The following is a 16,791-nucleotide window of genomic DNA, read 5'->3' on the forward strand; positions in this document are numbered from 1 at the left end:
GGCGGTGTCCCGCGCGGTCAGGCCAGCTGGATGCCGCCGTCGATCGCCAGGACCTGGCCGGTGACGAACGCCCCGGTGTCGGAGGCGAGGTAGACCGCGGCGGCGCCGATCTCGGACGGGTAGGCGGTCTGGCGGGTGAGCACGGTGCGGCGGCCGATCGAGTGCAGCTCCTCGCGCCTGGTGGCGCCCAGCCGGGCGAAGAGGCCGTTCGCATGCCAGCGGCTGCCGGAGCTGACGTCGTCGGACCCGGTCGGGAGGGTGCCGTAGGGAGCGATGGCGTTGACGGTGATGCCCTGCTTGCCGACCTCCTTGGCGAGCACCTTGGAGAAGGCGTGCACAGCGCCCTTCATCGCGGAGTACACGGCTATCAGCGGGTCGCCCAGGATCCCGGCCGTCGAGCCGATGTTGATGATCCGGCCGTGCCCGTGGGCGATCATGCCGGGCAGCACCGCGTGGGTGCAGTTCAGCGTGCTGAGCAGGTTGAGCGCGATGTCCTGCTGCCAGGTCTCCGGGTCGGTGTCGACGAACGCGTCGATGTCGACGTTGCCGCCGACGTTGTTCACCAGCACATCGATCGCCTCGAATCTGGCGAGCACGGCGGCGACCATCGCGCCGACCTGAGCCCGGTCGGTCACGTCGGCCGCCTGCCAGAGAACGTCCTTCGCGCCGGCTCCCAGCAGCGTCTCGCGCACCTGCTGGCCTCGCCGCTCGTCCCTGCCGACGATCACGACGTTGGTCCCCTCGGCGGCGAACGCGAGCGCGATGCCGCGCCCGATGTTCGCGTTCGCGCCCGTCACGACGACGGTGCGCCCGGTCAGCCCAGTCTCCACTCGGCCACCCTCTCGAGACGGAAAGTAAACGATCACTGCTGAGGAGGGTACCCGGACGGTCCGGGCGCGGTCCTGCCGTGCGACCCCGGCGTGGGCCGGCGCGGAACGGGCCGGCGCGGACCGAGCCGGCGGGGTTCCCGGCGGGGCCCGCCTAACGAAGGCGCCGGTCGGGCGCCGCCGGTTACTGTGCCGGGCATGGGTGATTCGGCACCGGTCGTGCTGGTTCATGGGTTCGCGTCGTCAAGTGAGCACGGCTGGCGGCCGGCCGGCTGGATGGACCTGTTGCGGGAGGCGGGCCGCGAGGTCATCGCCGTCGACCTGCCCGGCCACGGCACCTCCGCCCGCTCGACCGACCCGGCGGACTACGCCGACGTGGCGGACACCGTCGCGGCGGCGTTCGCCGACCGTGGACCGGTCGACGCCGTCGGCTTCTCCGCGGGTGCCCGGCTCCTGCTGGAGATCGCCGCGCGTGGGCTCGCGTCGTTCGAGCGGATCGCCCTGATGGGCATCGGTCCCGCCGTTCTGGAGGCGCGCGAGGCGGTTCCGTTCGCGATCGACAATCCCGACCCCGCCGACGTCCGCGCCCGGCTGTTCCGCGGCCTCGCCAAGAACGCGGGCAACGACCTCGACGCCCTGGCCGCGTTCGCCCGCCGCCCCCTCGACGCGCTGACCGCCGTCGAGCTCGCCGCCGTCACCTGCGAGGTCCTCGTCGTGACCGGCGAACGCGACACGGCCGGCTCCCCGGAGGAGCTCGCCGCGATGCTTCCCAACGCCACCGGCGTCACCATCGAGGGTGCCGACCACTTCTCCCTGCAGTCCAACATGCGCGCCATGGACGCCGTGCTGAGCTTCCTCGGCGTCTGACGAACTCACGTGCGCCGACCTGAGCGCCGGCGCGCTCCAGCCGGGCTCAGTCGTACGCGTTCAGGCGGGTGCCGGCGGACGAATGCGTGACCGCCGCATGGGCGGCGTGACCTGATCGCTGCTTGTGCCCTTCCGGGGCCGTGATCCGGCCCGGCGGGCGACCGCTCGGGGGCAGAAACAGCGATCACCGCGGGGCCTCCGCCACAAGATCCGCGCCAGAGTCGAACGGGTGGCGCCAGATCAGGTTGAGAACCGGTTCCGGTCACGAGTCTGGTGCGGGCCCGACGGTCGCGGCCGCCTGTCCTCTGCCGCTGGCCGCGGGCGCATCATCGCCTCGGCTCCGGGCATAAAAGACGACGTCAATCGAGGCGCGGGGGTGAGCGGACATGCTGAGGTCGGTTTCCACGTCACTGATGGTGCGTGGCGCGATCGCTGTGATTTTCGGAATCTTCGCCATCGCATGGCCAGGTATCACCCTGAGCGCGGTGGTAATATTGTTCGCGATTTATGCGTTCTGTGACGCGTTTGGCCAGTTCCACCGAGTTGCCGCCACGGACCGGACCGGTTCGGCGGTCGGCCACATGACGTTGGGACTCATCGACATCGCCGCCGGTATCGTGGCACTCGCCTGGCCGGCGATCACCGCGTTCGTGCTGACGGTCTGGATCGCCGCCTGGGCCGTGGTCGCCGGCATCATCGAGATCGCCGGCGCCATCACGAGCAAGCGGGCGCGCACCGGCGTCCGGATCAGCCTGACCCTCCTCGGCGTGGCCAGCATCCTGTTCGGGATCGTCCTGTTCGCTCACCCCTACGCCGGCGTGACGGTTCTCGCGCTGCTGTTTGGGCTGTTCCTGCTGTTCTACGGGGTCAACCTGCTGGTGACGGGCTTCCGGATGCGGACCGAGATCGGGACTGGTGGGCTGCCCACCGACACCCTCGGCTGGCGGGGCGCCGGCCGTGGCGCGGACGCGACCCGGCAGGCGGGCCGTCCGGCGTCCGGCTCCCGGTAGTCCAGCGGTTGTGCACGTTCGGCCGGTCCGGCCCGGCCTCCGGTCGGGCCGAGAACCGGCCGAACGTGCAGACCGCGGCGCCAGTCCTTCCCGTGGATCTTGATCGGGGAGCTCGAGCGCCGATTCGCGCACGCATCTGACGATCAGGAGTTCCCGGCGGACCCGGTGGCCTCCTTGATCGTCAGATGCGTGCGCCCGTCGGCGATTTCTGTCCGTTTTGCCGCAGAATCTCGTACAGACCTGGTGATCTACCGAAGAGACCGGGCCGGGCGGGGTGAAGACGCTGATTGTGTACGCGGATCGGCGTCTCGCGGCGGCGCGAGATCCAGAGGATGGCCCTACGCCGCCGAGGCGATGTCCTCCGCCTGGCCCGGGATCCGCTCATAGTCGCGGACGGCGCGCGGGTACGGGACCAGGCCCATGACCAGGCCACGGCGCGCGGCGCGCTCGGCCAGCCGCTGACGGGTGAGCCGTTCGCCGAGCAGCGGCAGGAAGACCGTCACACGCGCGTTCCGCTCCAGTTCCCGGAAGACATCGACATAGGTCTCGGCCACCTCGGCCAGGGTGAACGTCGCGCCGTAGTCCTCGGTGACCTCCCGGATCACCCGGCTGGCCAGCCGCTGGATCCGGGGGTCCAGCTGGTCGGCGCTGGAGCCGATCCCGATGTTCTCACTCATGGGAATCTCCTTTGGGACGGTGAATGCCGCCCATTCGGCGGGCGAAAAGCGGTGACTACGGCGGCTCTGTCGAGCCTTCCGGTGCCCGCGGGTACCGGAGACCGAAAGAGGCTCCTTGTGGAACTTTCCAGGCCGTTCCCCACGGGGTGAGGGGTGTTATTGAAGACTTTCGTGGCCGACCGTGTGAAAAACCGTGTGAAGATGCCGTCTGGCCGGCGTCGGGCTCGGGACATCACGGTCGGCGAGGCGACGTCCGCGGGCTCACGCCGCCTCAGGTCCGGTCTCGACGTCGCGAACCCGCGGGGACGCCTCGGGCTCGCGACGGCGCATCGGACCCGCGAGGACGCCTCAGGTCCAGATTGACTTCCCAGCCTGCGATCGACGCTTCAGTTCCGTATCGACGTCTCAGGTCCGTAAGGACGGCCAAGCCCGTAGCGACGTCCCAGGTTCCGTCAGGACGGCTGGTTCGGGTGAGCAGCCCCAGCAGCCGGCCCGCCTCGCGGCGGTCCGGCGCGGCCGGTCAGGTGGTCGGGATGTCGCGGCGGCGCAGGCCGGCCAGGCCGACGGCCGCGAGGGCCAGCACGAGGACGCACAGCGACGCGAGCGGGAGAGGGTCCGCCGAACCGCCAGAAGCGTGGGTGGTGTGGGTGAACGGGGAGAGGTCCAGCAGCCAGTGGCTGAGGTTCAGCCCGGAGCCGACCAGGCCTATGAACAGGCAGGCGGCGAGCACGGCCCAGCTCATCGCCCACAGCCGCGGCAGCAGCCCGAACAGCGCCAGGGCGATCGCCGCGAGCAGGGCGACCGCCGGTAGCTGGGCGGCCGCCCAGCCAAGGCCGCGCGCGGTCTGGCGGCCGACGCCGCCGTCGGTCAGGCCGTAGACCAGGCCGGTGACGGCGCCGGCGAGGAGCATGGCGGCCGCGGGACCGAGCGCGGCGAAGACGAGATGGCTCGCGGCCCAGCGCGGGCGGGACACGGCCGTCGCGAGGACCGGCTCGGCCCGGCCGGCGGCCTCCTCGGCCCGCAGCCGCAGCACGGCCTGGATGGCGTAGCCCGCGGCGATCATCCCGAGAATGGACATGATCGCCGCGAGGTAGGCGTCGATGAGGCCGGCCCGGCCTCCGAGGCGGGTGAAGACGTCCCCCAGACCGGGGTTGTCCTCGACCAGGTCCGTCACGCCGGCCGCGACACCGCCGAAGACGAGGCCGAGCAGAGCGAACCCGGTGAGCCAGCCGGCGAGCAGCCCGCGGTGCAGCCGCCAGGTGAGCGCGAGCGGGGAGCCGAAGGCGGGTGCCGCCTCGGCCCGGCCGAGCCGGTCGGGCAGCAGCCCGGCCCCCAGGTCGCGGCGCGCCGACAGCGCCACGGCCGCGGCGACCAGCGCGGCCACGAGGCCGGCGGCCACGGCGAGCACCCACCAGCGCTCGGCGCCAGACGTCGCGGCATACGGGCCGATCCGCTGGACCAGGCCGATCGGCGAGGCCCAGGACAGCCATTCCCATGAGCCGCCGGGGCCGCCGGGCACGGTGAAGCCGCCGTGGTCGCCGAGGACGCGGGCCGCGAAGGAGCCGGCGAGCGCCACGGTGGCGATCCCGCGCGCGGCGCCGGCGCTGGTGGTGAGCTGCGCGGCCACCGCCCCGACACCGGCGAAGATCCAGCCGGCGGCGGCGTACTCCAGCCCGGCGGCGACGGACCCGGCCACCGGCAGGCCGCGCAGGCTGAGCGCCGCCGCCGTGACCACGGCCAGTCCCAGGTTGGCGGCGAGGGTGACGACGAGCGCGGCGGCGAGGCCCGCCTGCCGGCCGACGACCGTCGAGCCGACCAGTTCGCGGCGGCCGGCCTCCTCCTCGGTCCTGGTGTGCCGGATGACGACGAGAAGGCTGATCAGTCCGGTGATGACGGGGATGAAACCGCCCCGCCAGACCACCAGCTCGCCGAGGCTGGACCCGGACAGCGGCCCGTAGAGGGCCATGAAGGTCGCGTTGCCGGCGCTGGTCCGCGCGAACTCGGCCCGGTCGGCGGCGGTCGGGTACAGGTCCGCGAAGGTCACCGCGAAGCTGACCGGCAGGATCCCGATGACGTAGACCCAGATCGGCAGCAGCACCCGGTCGCGCCGCAGCGCCAGCCGCGCCAGCACTCCGACGCCCGTCAGCACCCCGGTGCCCGTCAGCGCGCGGGGGCCCGCGAGGCCGGTCACCGCCCCGCCTCCGCTCGTTCGCCGCCGGCCGCGGCGCCCGTGGCCGCGCCCGCGCCCGTGGTCGCGCCGCTGGCGCCGGACCGGTCGTAGTGACGCAGGAACAGCTCCTCGAGGGTGGGCGGCGTGCTCACCAGGCCGCGCACGCCGACGGCCGCGAGCCGGGACAGGGCGGGGGTGAGCGCGCCCTCGTCCGCCTCGAAGCTCACCCGGCCACCGGCGGTCGCCAGGTCGTGCACCCCGGGGATCGCGGCGAGGCCGGCGGCCGTGGCCGCCGCGTCCGCGGCCGGCGTCAGGTCGGCCTGGACGATGGTGCGGGTGAGGTGGCGCATCTCGGCGAGCGTCCCGGACTCCACCGCCCGGCCGTCCCGGATGATCGTCACCCGCTCGCACAGCGCCTCGACCTCGCTGAGGATGTGGCTGGACAGCAGCACGGTGCGCCCGTCGCGGCGCTGCTCCTCCCGCACCAGCTCGCGGAACTGCTCCTCCATCAGCGGGTCCAGCCCGCTCGTCGGCTCGTCGAGCAGCAGCAGCTCGACGTCGGAGGCGAACGCCGCGACCAGCGCCACCTTCTGCCGGTTGCCCTTCGAGTAGGAGCGGCCCTTCAGGCGCGGATCCAGGTCGAATCGGTCCAGCAGCTCCGCCCGCCGTCGCCTGTCGAGCCCGCCGCGCAGCCGGCCGAGCAGGTCGATCGCCTCCCCGCCGGAGAGGTTCGGCCAGAGCGTGACGTCGCCCGGCACGTAGGCGAGCCGGCGGTGCAGCGCGGTCGCCTCGCGCCACAGGTCACCGCCGAGGAGGCTCACCGTCCCGGCGTCGGCGCGCATCAGGCCGAGCAGGACGCGCAGCGTCGTGCTCTTGCCGGCCCCGTTCGGGCCGAGAAAGCCGTGCACCTCGCCGGTGCGCACCCTCAGGTCCAGCCCGTCGAGAGCCCTGGTGGGGCCGAAGGTCTTGACGAGCCCTTCGGCGCGGATCGCCTCGTCCATGGCCGTCACCCTTCGATCCCGCTGTCGCTGTCGCTGTCGCTGCCGATCCCGCTGTCGTTGCCGCTGTCGCCGTCGGCGCGGCCGTCGACGAGGCGTGACCGCACCTGCTCGTAGGAGGCCCGCGCCTGGGCGGCCTGCTCGGCGGTCAGCAGCGGGTTCGAGTAGAGGTCGACGAGCGCGTTCCCCAGCCGGATCTGCCCGGCGGCGTCCAGCACGTCGGCGCCCAGCGCCCTGGAGACGTGGTCGTGCAGCATCAGCAGACCGCTCTGCATCGCGACCAGCGCGGCGGCGAACGCCCGCGGGTCCGCCGGCGTCGTCGGCAGCCGCCCGGCCACGGCCCACTGCTCGGTGAGCGCGACCATCTGGTCGAACAACGCCGCGGAGGCCGACGAGCCGTCGACCATCGAGCGCGCCACGTACCGCTGGTACTCGAGCACGGACGGGTACACGGAGGCCAGGAATCCTGGATCCGCCAGCCGTCCGACCACCCAGGCCTGCTCCTTGATGGCGATCATGCGTTCCAGCGCGAACGAGTCGCAGGCGTCGCGCAGCGCCTCCTTCGAGCCGAAGTGATGGCGCACCAGACCGGACGACACCCCGGCGGCCGCCGCGATCGCCCGGATCGTCGCCGCCTCGAAACCCTGCTCCGCGAACAGCCGCAGGGCCGCGTCCCGGATGCGCGCCTTGGCCGTCAGGTCCTCGGATGCCCGCTCCAGCCGCGTCGCCATCGCCACCACCCCCGGCCCGGACTATACGTCCATGCAGTGGACTACACAATCGTGTAGTCCGGCTTGGCGCCGTAGGCCCGCGGGCCCGGCGCGTCCAGGCGCTCGCCGCGGGCGTGGCCGCTCGAAAATTCGACTTAACGGGGCCTGGGGGGTTGGGCGAACATGGCGGGCATGGTCGTTGCCGACGAGACCGCCGCCCAGCCGCACGCGACGCACACCTACACCGTGACCTGCTCGTGGTCTGGCTCCACCGGGGTCGGCTACGAGCGGTACTCCCGGAGCCATGTGGGGCAGGCACCGCCCACCGGAGCGGCGCTGCGGATGTCCGCGGACCCCGCGTTCCGGGGTGACCCCGCGCTGCTCAACCCGGAACAGCTGCTGGTGCTCTCGGCCGCCTCCTGCCAGTTGCTGTCGTTCCTCGCGGTCGCCGCGCGCGCCCGCCTCGACGTGCGCGACTACCAGGACACCGGCGACGCCGTGATGACCGAGAACGGCCGGGGCGGCGGCCGGATCAGCGAGATCACGCTTCGGCCCCGGATCACCGTCGTCACCGACGCCACCGAGGAGCGGCTGCGCCGCCTCGTACGCCTCGCGCACGAGCAGTGCTACATCGCTGGGTCGCTGAACTGCCCCATAACCGTCGAGCCGACGTTCGAGATCCTCGCTCCCTACGCCTTCCGGGACACGGAGGCGGCGGCGCGCCGGCTCGCCGTCGTCTCGGAGGTCTTCGACCCCGGTTCGCGCGCCTTCGTCGCGGCCCACCGGCCGGCCGACGTCAGGCTCGCGGCCGACCTCGGCTGCGGCCCGGGCCACACCACCCGCATGCTGGCCGGCGCCACCGGCGCGGCCCGCACCGTCGGGCTCGACGTGTCCGCCGCCTTCCTGGCCGCCGCGGCGGCCGCCGGCGACACCGCCGCGACGGCCGCCGGCGACGAGGAGCCCGGGCTCGACCGTGTGGGCACCCGGTCGTCCGGCCGTTCGGGCGACGGCGTCGGCGGCACGGACGGTGTCGGCGGCGTCGGCGGCGCGGTGGAAGGCGCGGTGGAGTTCGTCCGGCATGACGTCCGGCGTGTCCCGTTCCCGGCGGCGGCCCGCGGCGCGGACGTACTTTACGCGCGCCTGCTGCTGGCGCATCTGGCCGACGTCACCACCGCGATCGGCGGCTGGCTCACCCAGTTGGCTCCGGACGGCGTGCTGCTGCTCGACGAGATCGAGTCGATCGACACCGATCAGCCGATCCTGTCCACTTACCTCGACCATGCGCGGCATCTGCTGGCCGCCCGGGGCACGACGCTGCACGCCGGCCGGCTGCTCAACACCGCCCTGCACGACCTGGCCGCGCACCGGGCGATGCCGACGTTCGAGGTCGAGTACAACGCCACCGAACGGCTGAGCCCACCGGTGCCGACCGCCGCGGCGATGTTCGGCATGAACCTCGCGGTCTGGCGCTCCGACCCGCGGTTCCACGACCGGCAGGCCGAACTCGACCGGCTCGCCGCCGGCCTGACCGACCTGGCGGCCGCCCCGGGCGAGGGCCACATCACCTGGGCCATGCGCCGCGTGGCCATCCGCCGCCTCGGCGACCGGGAGGCCCCACCCGCCGCGGCGCCGTCGACCGGCTGATCGCGACCGTCGCCCATGCCGCATGATCGCTGGTTGTGCCCGCTGGGGGGCGTGGCACGGCCACGTTCACGACTCCCGGACGGCGGAAGTCGTGATCATGTCAGGCGTTCCGGGCGTCGTGCCGTTGGCCTCGGCCGTCGTCGGGCGGCGTGACCTTCCGGCGGGTCAGCCGCGGCCGCGCCTCGGGGTGGCCGCTGGGCCGGGCTGGGGAATGCCGCAGCGGGGGCAGACGACGACGCCCGCGGCGGACGGGACCAGGAAGCGGCCGGGGCAGACACCGGCCAGCAGGTTCGACAGCCGGCGGGAGGGCAGCCAGCGGGGGCGGCGGCGGACCGCGCAGGTGACCTCGGTGTCGCGGGGCGGCTCGTCGCCGACCACCCTCGGGTGCACCGAGCGACACACCCCGCACACCACCTCGGGCGGCGCGCCGACGAACACCGGGTCCCGCGTCGTGGCGGAGAAGATCTGCACCTCGGTGTGGTGCGGCGTCGGCCCGTCGCAGGCGTCGCACTGGATGTACCGGACCGGCGCCCCACCGTCGGGGTGCGCCTCCCGCACGACGGCGACCAGCGCCGTGCGGGCGCCGCGCCCGGGCGGGCCCACCCGGGCGGTCGGTTCGTCGTCGCCTCGACTCGACGCCATGTCTCCATGGTCGCCGACCGCCACCCCCGCGTCCCCGCACCCACGACAAGTTGTGCGGGCCGCGCCGGCATGCTGGCCAATCGCGTGGCGGCTGGCGTTCAGATGGGCGGGATCTGGGCGGGAGTGACCACTGGCTGGGCTGGGGTGACCACGGGCTGGCAGGCCGTCGCGCCCGGAAAGCCCGGGAACCCGCTCCGGGAAGCCCGAGACCCGGCGCCTGGGGTCAGGAGCCTTCGTCGCCGGTGTCGACGTCGTCGGAGTCGGTGTCGGTGGTGATGTTGGTGTCGTACGCGGGGACCAGCTCGGCCAGGCCGTGGTCGTAGTCCTGGCCGACGGCGCGCGGCCGCCAGGCGCCGCCGCGGCGGTAGATCTCGGCGAGCCTCAGCACCCGGCGCACTCCCCGCGGGCATTGGCCCTCCGCCCGGGCGCGCCGCGCCGTCCGGATCTCGCGCACGGTGCCGCCGAGCGCGGCGGCGGGGACGGCCCCCGGGGCGGCGCCCGGTCCCGCTGGCTCAACCGGGCCGGGTGGCTCGGTCAGGCCGGGCAGCTCGACGATCTGGCCGGGCTCGGCGGGGACCGCCAGCCCGGCGGTCGCCCGGCGGGCGGCCGGCTCCGCCGGGACGGGCCGTGGTTCCTCGTCGGCCTCGGAAACGGCCGGCCCGGCCTCGATCGCGGTCAGCCGGCCGTCGGCCGCCGCGGGCCGGGCCGCCTGGTCGGGCGCGGGGTCCGTGACCACGGCCAGCGGGCGTCGGACGCCGGGCCGGATGTCGGCCAGCAGGCGGAGGAAGGTCTCCTCGTCGACGACCGGGATGTCCCGGGCGAGCGCCGCCCTCGCCTTGCGGCTGCCGCTGCCGACGTCGTTGGTGACCAACAGGCTGGTGGCGCCGTTGACGGCGTCGGTGACCTTGAGGCCGGCCTCGGTGGCCATCGTCTCGAGCCGTTCGCGCGGCATCCGGCTCGGTCCGGTGAACACCGCGACCATGCCCTGCGCCAGCCCGCCTGCCACGGCGCCCAGCCGGCCCGGGTTGACGTAGGGGCAGGGGATCCGCGGGCCCCTGCCAGGGAACGGCGGCGGGAGTTCGGCGGCGCACGGAGTGAGCGGCAGCTCCAGCTCCTGCTCGGCGGCGACCCGCAGCAGCCGGGGCAGCAGCGCGGCCAGCACGGCCGCGTCGTCGGCGGCGTCGTGCGCCCGGGTCTGGGCCACGCCCCAGTGAGCCGCCAGGGTGCCCAGCTTCAGGTCGGGCACCGGCAGGTCGAGGCGGCGCGAGAGCACCCAGGTGCACAGCCGGTTCGCCACCGGGAGGGCCTGACCGGCGCGTAGCGCCTCGGAGGCGAGCATCGCCCAGTCGTAGCGCGCGTTGTGCGCGACCAGTACCCGGTTGGCGAGCAGGCCGGCCAGCTGGCCCTGAACCTGGTCGAAGGTGGGGCTGCCAGCCAGCACCTCGCGGGTCAGCCCGTGGATGTGCACCGGGCCCGGGTCGCAGCCGGGGTCGAGCAGCGTCGACCACCGGTGCTCGACGGAGCCATCCGGCGCGAGCAGCACCACCCCGATCGAGAGCACCCGGTCCTGGCGCGGTCTGAGCCCGGTCGCCTCGACATCGACCACCGCGTAGGAGTGCGGGAAGCGGCGCGCGAAATCGACCGTGCCGTCCGGAGCGGAGCCTGCCGGAGCGGAGCCGTCTGGAGCGGAGCCGTCCGGAGTGGAGCCGTCGGGATGGTGGTCGTCGCCCCCGCGGGCGGCCTGATCAGGACCGGTCACTGTCGGCGATGTCGGGTGCACCGGTCGACTGTGCCGGAGTTACGCCAAACGGGACAGCGGGCGAGCACCATCAACCGCACAACCCCTGACGGGCGCGGCAACCTTCGCGGGACCACCAAAGTGCCGGTCCACCCCGCGGAGCGTGGCGGCCGGACGCGGCGGGCCGGCGCCGGAGCCGGCGGGGCCGGGAACCGCGGTCCAGGTGGTCCCCGGCACCGCCGCGGTCCCGGTGGTCAGCGGCCGGCGAGGTTCAGGCGGCCAGTGAGGAGGAGCTCAGGCGGCCAGTGGGCCGACGAGGAGCTGGTGGACGTCCGGCGACACGCAGGCCGTGATGCCACCCGCCAGCGCGACGGACACCGCCGCTGACCCGTCGGGCGGGGTCACCCGCAGGGCGGTGGCCGGCTTCGTCGAGTCGGTGGCGAGGCAGCCGTCCTGGATTCCCGGCTGGGTGATGCGCAGGACGGCGGCCGCCTTGCCCTCGGGGGCGAGCAGCACGGGGGCGGGAGTGCCCCGGTCGGTGTCCTGCTCGGCGGGGGCGCCGAGCGCGGCGCCGGCCGCGTCGATGAACTGGACGTCGGGGAAGCCGACCAGCTTGCAGGCGGCCGCGCCGGTGTTGGTGAGCACGAGCCTGCCGTAGACCTGCCCGGCGGCGCCCTCGGCGTCCTCCATCGCGCCCGTGAGTGTCTCCGCGGCGCAGACCGGGGCGTTCGCGAGCACGCTCGGGGGCACGGTGGGCAGGGCCGGGCCGCCCGTCGCCTCGGCGCCGCCGGCCGCGGCGGGGCCGCCGGCCGCCGACGCGCCGGCTGGTCCGGCGGGCGCGGCACCGGAGGAGCCGGCGGTGACCGCGGTCGCGTCCTCGTTCCCGACGGTCGATGCGCAGCCGGAGCCGGCCGCGAGGAGCCCACACGCGGCCAGGGTCACGCCGACGGCCCGGATCCTGCCGGCGTGGGGCGCCCCGGCGGCCCGTCGGTGGGTAGGCGCCCAGACCAGATCCGTCCGCATAGAGCGCTCCTCGGTGCTGGCTTCGCGGCAGCCTTGCTGACGCACAGCAATCTCAGGTTGACGGAGAAGACCGTATCCAGCTGTCGATGATCAGCAAAGCTCAACGCACCGCCTCTGGATAGTTGCTCGGTGCGACATGGACCAGCTGGACGAGTTGGTCCCAGCCGCAAGCTTCCCGGCGCGCCTCCGTCGAGTCCGCCAAGAGGACCCTACTGTTACTCCATGTAGTCGCATCGTGCTTTAGAGTGATCGACGGGGGATGCTGTGGCGCTGGTCTGGGCCCGCGGGCCGGTCGAACATCGTCAGGCCGGCGAACATCGTCAGGCCGGCGAACGTCGCCGGACCGGTGAACGTCGTCCACCGCCGCATGCCGTCAGCCCCGCGAAGGAGCGCGCGAGTCACATGGACATCCCGGTCGACGCGGGCTCACCCGGCGCGGTCCCACCGGTCGGCCCCCGGCCGGGCGGGCTTCCACGCCCGGGGGCGGCGGAACCCGGCGCGCACCGGAGCAGCCAGGTGACGGCGACGGAGTCGGCGAGGGTGAAGGTGATGGTCATCGTCGGCACCCGACCGGAGGTCATCAAGCTCAGCCGCGTGATCGCGGCGCTGGAGCGGCACGTCGACGTCTGCCTGGTCCACTCGGGGCAGCACCACGCCTACGAGCTGGGCCAGATCTTCTTCGACGAGCTCGGGATCCGCCCGCCCGACCACCATCTCGACGTGGCGCGGCCGGGGGCGACCGCCGCGGACACGATGGGCCAGGTGATCAGCCGGGTGGACCGGGTGCTGGCCGCCGAGCGACCGGACGCGGTGCTGCTCTACGGCGACACCAACACCTGCCTCGCGGTGATCCCGGCCAAGCGTCGGCAGATCCCGGTCTTCCACCTGGAGGCCGGCAACCGATGCTTCGACGACCGGGTTCCCGAGGAGGTCAACCGCCGGCTGGTCGACCACCTCAGCGACGTGAACCTGGCGCTCACCGAGCATGCCCGCCGTCACCTGCTGGCCGAGGGCCTGCCGGCCAACCGGATCTTCGTCACCGGTTCGCCGTTGAAGGAGGTGCTCGCCCACCACCGGGCCCGGATCGACGCCTCCGCGGTGCTCGCCGACCTGGGCCTGGCCGCCGGGCGATACCTGCTGGTCAGCGCGCACCGCGAGGAGAACGTCGACCGCCCCGACCTGCTGCGCTCGCTGCTCGCCACGTTGAACCTGCTGGCGGGCCGCTACGACATGCCGATCATCGTCTCCACCCACCCGCGTACCCGGGCCCGGCTCGACGAGCTCGGGTGCCAGGCCGGGGCCGGCCCGGCTGGCGCCGCCCCAGCCGGCACGGACCCGCGGGTGCGCTTCCTGCGCCCGTTCGGGCTGGCGGACTACGTGGCGCTGCAGCGGGGCGCGCACTGCGTGATCTCCGACAGCGGCACCCTCACCGAGGAGGCCGCGCTGCTCGGGTTCCCGGCCGTCCTGATCCGGGAGGCGCACGAACGCCCGGAGGCCTTCGACCACGGCGTCCTGGTCTCCAGCGCGCCGCGCCCCGACCGGGTGTTCGCCGCCGTGCGCGCGGTCGTCGAGCCGGGGGCGGGGGCGTGCGGCCGCGCGCGCCGGCTCCCGCCGGACTACGACGTCGACGACGTGTCCACCCGCGTCCTGCGGATCATCCTCAGTTACATCGACCAGGTGCGCCGCACGGTCTGGTACCGATCCCCGTCCCCGTCCCCGCCTTCGCCCGCGGCCGCCATGTCCGCCGCCCGGACGGCTCCCGCCTCGGCCGACGCCGCGCTGGCGGCCGGCTGAGCCGGGAGCGCCCCACCGGCGACCGGCCGCTGGTCAAGCCCGCGCGCTCGGTCCTGGGCGGTCGGGGAGCGCGGCGGCGAGCCGTCGGGGAGCCACGGCGCGGTAGGCGTCGAGGACGATCTCGGCGATCTCGGTCCAGTCGACGGCGACGTCCAGGTAGACGCCGAGCCAGCCGCGGTGGCCCACGTAGGGCGGGCGGAAGAAACGGTCCGGGTCCTCGCTGATCAGCTCGGCCGCGGCGCCGGGCGGCGCGGCGCACCAGAAGGCCAGCCGGTTGCCGTGGTGCTCGCCGACGAAGCTGACGAACGTCGTCTTGCCGCGGATGAACCAGGTCGGTGAGCCATGGCTCGGCCGTTCGACGACCTCGGGCAGCGGCAGGCACAGCTCGCGCAGCGCCTCGAGCGGGTCGCGCGCGGCGCGGTCCCGGGTGTCGGTCATGGGCTCATTCTCCCGGTGGCGCGCCCCGGAGATCCCCGGACGCGAGGCGGGCCGCGGCGGCGGTGAGCCAGCGGCGCGGGTCGGCGAGCGCGGCGGGGACGCCGCCGGCCAGGTCGGCGAGCGCGACCGACGCGCGCACCTGGGCGGGCGGTCTCGCGCCCAGCTGGCCGGCGACGAGAAGGACCGGCACCCCGGCCCCGGCAGCCCCAGCGCCGGCCGCCGCGGCGCCGGCCACCCCGGCCACGGCCGCCATCCCGAGGACGCCGCCGACGACCTTGCCGGCCAGCGAGGTGGCGTCGAAGCGGCCCTCGCCGGTGATGACGAGGTCCGCCTCGGCGAGCGCCGCGGGCAGGCCGGCGTGCTCGGCCACGGTGGCGGCCCCGGGGACGAGCCGCGCTCCCCAGGCCGCGGCCAGGCCATAGCCGGCGCCCCCGGCGGCGCCGGCGCCGGCGGCGCCCGGATCCCCGCCGAGCAGCGCCGCGAGCCGGCGCAGCGCGCCGTCGAGCAGCGTGATCTCGTCGGCGCCGGCGCCCTTCTGCGGGCCGAAGACGGCCGCGGCTCCCCGCGGGCCGCACAGCGGCGCGTCCACGTCGGTCAGGCAGAGCACGCCGCGCGGCGGTGGGGGCCGCAGCCCGGTCAGGTCGACGGCGGCGAGCCGGGCCAGCGCCCCGCCGCCCGGCGGCAGCTCAGCGCCGCCGTCGTCGAGGAAGCGGGCGCCGAGCGCCGCGAGCGCCCCCGTGGCGCCGTCGGTGGAGGCGGAACCACCGAGGGTGACGATGATCTGCCGGGTGGCGGGATCGTCCAGGGCGGCGGCGAGCAGCTGGCCGAGGCCGACGGTGTGCGCGCCGAGCGGGTCGCGCCGGTGGCCGAGAAGCGGCAGCCCGCTGCCCCGGGCGAGCTCGACGACGGCGGTGCCGTCCGGCAGCGCCAGCCACTCGGCGTCCACCGGACGGCCGCCCGGGCCGAGGACCGTGACCGGGTGGCGGCGGGCGCCGGGAACGGCGGTGGCGAAGACGTCGAGGGTGCCCTCGCCGCCGTCGGCGACGGGCAGCCGGACGACGTGATCGTCAGGCCGGGCGGACAGCCAGCCGTCCGCGAGCGCGTCCGCCACCTGGTCGGCCGCGAGCGACCCCTTGAAGGAGTCCGGCGCGATCACGACCCTCAGCTGGTCAGCCATGCCGCCCATCATCGTCCGTGGGGTCCCCGTCACGATCAGACCCGGCGTCCGGGCCTGGACCTCAGGCCGCGAGCCAGGCGTCGATGCCCGCGAGTGCCCGGGCCTGGACCTCGGCGGGGGCGGCGCCGCCGGTGATCGAGGCGCGGGCGCAGGCGGCGAGCTGCTCGTCGGTGAGGCCGAACGTCTCGCGGCACAGCTCGTACTCCTCGAGGCAGCCGGGCCCGAAGATGAGCGGGTCGTCGGCGTTGATCGAGCAACGCACACCGGCCGCGAGCAGCGCCGGCAGCGGGTGCTCGGCCAGCGACGGCACGACCGACAGCTGCAGGTTCGACGTCGGGCAGACGTCCAGCGTCGTGCCGCGCAGGACGAGGGCCTCGACCAGCGCCGGGTCCTCGATCGCCCGGACGCCGTGCTGGAGGCGGTCGGCGTCGAGCGTCTCGATCGCCCCGCGCACCGATGCGGGGCCGTCGAGCTCGCCGGCATGCGGGGTGGACAGCAGCCCGGCGTCCTTGGCGTAGCGGAACGCCTCGACGAAGGGCTCCGGCGGGAAGCCGTTCTCGTCGTTGTGCAGGCCGAGGCCGACGATGCCGGCGTCGTGGTAGCGGACGGCGGTCTTGGCGATCTCGATGGCGAACTCGGGGGTGTCGAGCACCCGGTCGACGGCGGCCATCCAGCGCACGGTGACGCCGTGCCGGGCGCCGGCCTGTTCGCCGCGGGCGATGATGGCCTCCCAGGCGGCTTCGGCGCTGCCGAAGATCTCCAGGTAGGGGTACGGGTAGAAGCTCGGCTCCAGGTAGACGATGCCCTCGTTCGCCGCGTCCTCGACGACCTCGTCGACGAGCCGGTCGAAATCGGCGACCCCCTGGAACATCGGCAGGATGCCCACGACGACGTCGCCGAACCCGCCGAACTCGTTGAAGCCGGTCGTGCGCGGCGTCGGCACCCCGTTGCGCGCGGCGAACGCCGCCAGGGTGGACGGCCGCATGCCGAGCTCGAGGTGCAGGTGCAGGTGCCCCTTGGGCAGCTCGCGCAGGTCTCGCATCACAACTCCTCATGCCGCCCAGGCCGTAACCGGT

The 16,791-nt window shown here is 74.4% G+C and carries 16 protein-coding genes; 4 read left to right on the forward strand and 12 right to left on the reverse strand.

What is annotated here, in order from left to right:
• Nucleotides 1-17 precede the first annotated feature (17 nt).
• A complete protein-coding gene (locus I6A81_RS14850) occupies nucleotides 18-830 on the reverse strand; it encodes an SDR family NAD(P)-dependent oxidoreductase (protein WP_203001829.1) in 813 nt (270 codons plus the stop codon).
• Between the two features lie 195 nt (nucleotides 831-1,025).
• Here I6A81_RS14850 and I6A81_RS14855 point away from each other — a divergent pair, with 195 nt between their 5' ends.
• A complete protein-coding gene (locus tag I6A81_RS14855; RefSeq protein WP_203001828.1) occupies nucleotides 1,026-1,694 on the forward strand; it encodes an alpha/beta fold hydrolase in 669 nt (222 codons plus the stop codon).
• A 413-nt stretch (nucleotides 1,695-2,107) separates the two neighbouring features.
• On the forward strand, nucleotides 2,108-2,704 hold the full coding sequence (locus I6A81_RS14860; RefSeq protein WP_285222872.1) for an HdeD family acid-resistance protein: 597 nt from the start codon (nucleotides 2,108-2,110) through the stop codon (nucleotides 2,702-2,704).
• A gap of 338 nt (nucleotides 2,705-3,042) precedes the next feature.
• Here I6A81_RS14860 and I6A81_RS14865 read toward each other — a convergent pair whose 3' ends face one another.
• The 4 genes from I6A81_RS14865 to I6A81_RS14880 form a co-directional block, all read right to left on the reverse strand.
• Nucleotides 3,043-3,381, reverse strand: a complete 339-nt coding sequence (locus tag I6A81_RS14865; RefSeq protein ID WP_203001826.1) for a three-helix bundle dimerization domain-containing protein — start codon at nucleotides 3,379-3,381, stop codon at nucleotides 3,043-3,045.
• 520 nt (nucleotides 3,382-3,901) lie between these two features.
• Nucleotides 3,902-5,572 (reverse strand): ABC transporter permease, encoded by a 1,671-nt coding sequence (locus tag I6A81_RS14870; protein WP_307874675.1) that lies wholly within the window; start codon nucleotides 5,570-5,572, stop codon nucleotides 3,902-3,904.
• Complete coding sequence (locus I6A81_RS14875; protein ID WP_203001825.1) at nucleotides 5,569-6,552, reverse strand: ABC transporter ATP-binding protein; 984 nt, start codon at nucleotides 6,550-6,552, stop codon at nucleotides 5,569-5,571. Before I6A81_RS14875 ends, I6A81_RS14870 begins: the two co-directional genes overlap by 4 nt.
• 5 nt (nucleotides 6,553-6,557) lie before the next feature.
• The gene (locus I6A81_RS14880) at nucleotides 6,558-7,280 is read right to left on the reverse strand and encodes a TetR/AcrR family transcriptional regulator (RefSeq protein WP_203001824.1); all 723 of its coding nucleotides are present in this window, start codon (nucleotides 7,278-7,280) and stop codon (nucleotides 6,558-6,560) included.
• Between the two features lie 171 nt (nucleotides 7,281-7,451).
• Between I6A81_RS14880 and I6A81_RS14885 the strand changes: the two genes are divergently transcribed.
• Nucleotides 7,452-8,903 carry an OsmC family protein gene (locus I6A81_RS14885; RefSeq protein ID WP_238428624.1) on the forward strand — a complete coding sequence of 484 codons (1,452 nt, stop codon included), beginning with the start codon at nucleotides 7,452-7,454 and terminating at the stop codon, nucleotides 8,901-8,903.
• Nucleotides 8,904-9,068: 165 nt separating this feature from the next.
• Here the strand turns inward: I6A81_RS14885 and I6A81_RS14890 are convergent, their stop codons facing one another.
• From I6A81_RS14890 to I6A81_RS43415, 4 genes are all read right to left on the reverse strand, one after another.
• Entirely contained in the window at nucleotides 9,069-9,545 is a 477-nt protein-coding gene (locus I6A81_RS14890) for a hypothetical protein (protein WP_203001822.1), read from the reverse strand.
• A 223-nt stretch (nucleotides 9,546-9,768) separates the two neighbouring features.
• Nucleotides 9,769-11,304: an exonuclease domain-containing protein gene (locus I6A81_RS45575; RefSeq protein ID WP_307874676.1), complete on the reverse strand. Its 1,536-nt coding sequence runs from the start codon at nucleotides 11,302-11,304 to the stop codon at nucleotides 9,769-9,771.
• A gap of 273 nt (nucleotides 11,305-11,577) precedes the next feature.
• Nucleotides 11,578-12,306 carry a DUF4232 domain-containing protein gene (locus I6A81_RS44875; RefSeq protein WP_203001821.1) on the reverse strand — a complete coding sequence of 243 codons (729 nt, stop codon included), beginning with the start codon at nucleotides 12,304-12,306 and terminating at the stop codon, nucleotides 11,578-11,580.
• A 240-nt stretch (nucleotides 12,307-12,546) separates the two neighbouring features.
• Nucleotides 12,547-12,708, reverse strand: coding sequence for a hypothetical protein (locus I6A81_RS43415; protein ID WP_203030049.1), 162 nt, complete (start codon nucleotides 12,706-12,708; stop codon nucleotides 12,547-12,549).
• Nucleotides 12,709-12,855: 147 nt separating this feature from the next.
• On the opposite strand from I6A81_RS43415, the gene wecB reads away from it, so the two are divergent.
• Nucleotides 12,856-14,100, forward strand: coding sequence for a non-hydrolyzing UDP-N-acetylglucosamine 2-epimerase (wecB, locus tag I6A81_RS14905; RefSeq protein WP_238441508.1), 1,245 nt, complete (start codon nucleotides 12,856-12,858; stop codon nucleotides 14,098-14,100).
• 33 nt (nucleotides 14,101-14,133) lie between these two features.
• Here wecB and I6A81_RS14910 read toward each other — a convergent pair whose 3' ends face one another.
• The 3 genes from I6A81_RS14910 to add form a co-directional block, all read right to left on the reverse strand.
• Nucleotides 14,134-14,538 carry an MmcQ/YjbR family DNA-binding protein gene (locus I6A81_RS14910; RefSeq protein WP_203001819.1) on the reverse strand — a complete coding sequence of 135 codons (405 nt, stop codon included), beginning with the start codon at nucleotides 14,536-14,538 and terminating at the stop codon, nucleotides 14,134-14,136.
• Between the two features lie 4 nt (nucleotides 14,539-14,542).
• Nucleotides 14,543-15,715 carry a glycerate kinase gene (locus I6A81_RS14915; protein ID WP_203001818.1) on the reverse strand — a complete coding sequence of 391 codons (1,173 nt, stop codon included), beginning with the start codon at nucleotides 15,713-15,715 and terminating at the stop codon, nucleotides 14,543-14,545.
• Nucleotides 15,716-15,776: 61 nt separating this feature from the next.
• Nucleotides 15,777-16,757, reverse strand: coding sequence for an adenosine deaminase (add, locus tag I6A81_RS14920; protein WP_203001817.1), 981 nt, complete (start codon nucleotides 16,755-16,757; stop codon nucleotides 15,777-15,779).
• Nucleotides 16,758-16,791 lie beyond the last annotated feature (34 nt).

The organism is Frankia nepalensis (assembly GCF_016786325.1).
In the GTDB taxonomy this organism is placed as follows: domain Bacteria; phylum Actinomycetota; class Actinomycetes; order Frankiales; family Frankiaceae; genus Pseudofrankia; species Pseudofrankia nepalensis.

Coding starts and splice junctions, on each gene's coding strand:
- I6A81_RS14855 (WP_203001828.1), top strand. CDS start 1,026: ATGGGTGATTCGGCACCGGTCGTGCTGGTTCATGGGTTCGCGTCGTCA.
- I6A81_RS14860 (WP_285222872.1), top strand. CDS start 2,108: ATGGTGCGTGGCGCGATCGCTGTGATTTTCGGAATCTTCGCCATCGCA.
- I6A81_RS14865 (WP_203001826.1), bottom strand. CDS start 3,381: ATGAGTGAGAACATCGGGATCGGCTCCAGCGCCGACCAGCTGGACCCC.
- I6A81_RS14875 (WP_203001825.1), bottom strand. CDS start 6,552: ATGGACGAGGCGATCCGCGCCGAAGGGCTCGTCAAGACCTTCGGCCCC.
- I6A81_RS14880 (WP_203001824.1), bottom strand. CDS start 7,280: ATGGCGACGCGGCTGGAGCGGGCATCCGAGGACCTGACGGCCAAGGCG.
- I6A81_RS14885 (WP_238428624.1), top strand. CDS start 7,452: ATGGTCGTTGCCGACGAGACCGCCGCCCAGCCGCACGCGACGCACACC.
- I6A81_RS14890 (WP_203001822.1), bottom strand. CDS start 9,545: ATGGCGTCGAGTCGAGGCGACGACGAACCGACCGCCCGGGTGGGCCCG.
- I6A81_RS44875 (WP_203001821.1), bottom strand. CDS start 12,306: ATGCGGACGGATCTGGTCTGGGCGCCTACCCACCGACGGGCCGCCGGG.
- wecB (WP_238441508.1), top strand. CDS start 12,856: ATGGTCATCGTCGGCACCCGACCGGAGGTCATCAAGCTCAGCCGCGTG.
- I6A81_RS14910 (WP_203001819.1), bottom strand. CDS start 14,538: ATGACCGACACCCGGGACCGCGCCGCGCGCGACCCGCTCGAGGCGCTG.
- I6A81_RS14915 (WP_203001818.1), bottom strand. CDS start 15,715: ATGGCTGACCAGCTGAGGGTCGTGATCGCGCCGGACTCCTTCAAGGGG.
- add (WP_203001817.1), bottom strand. CDS start 16,757: ATGCGAGACCTGCGCGAGCTGCCCAAGGGGCACCTGCACCTGCACCTC.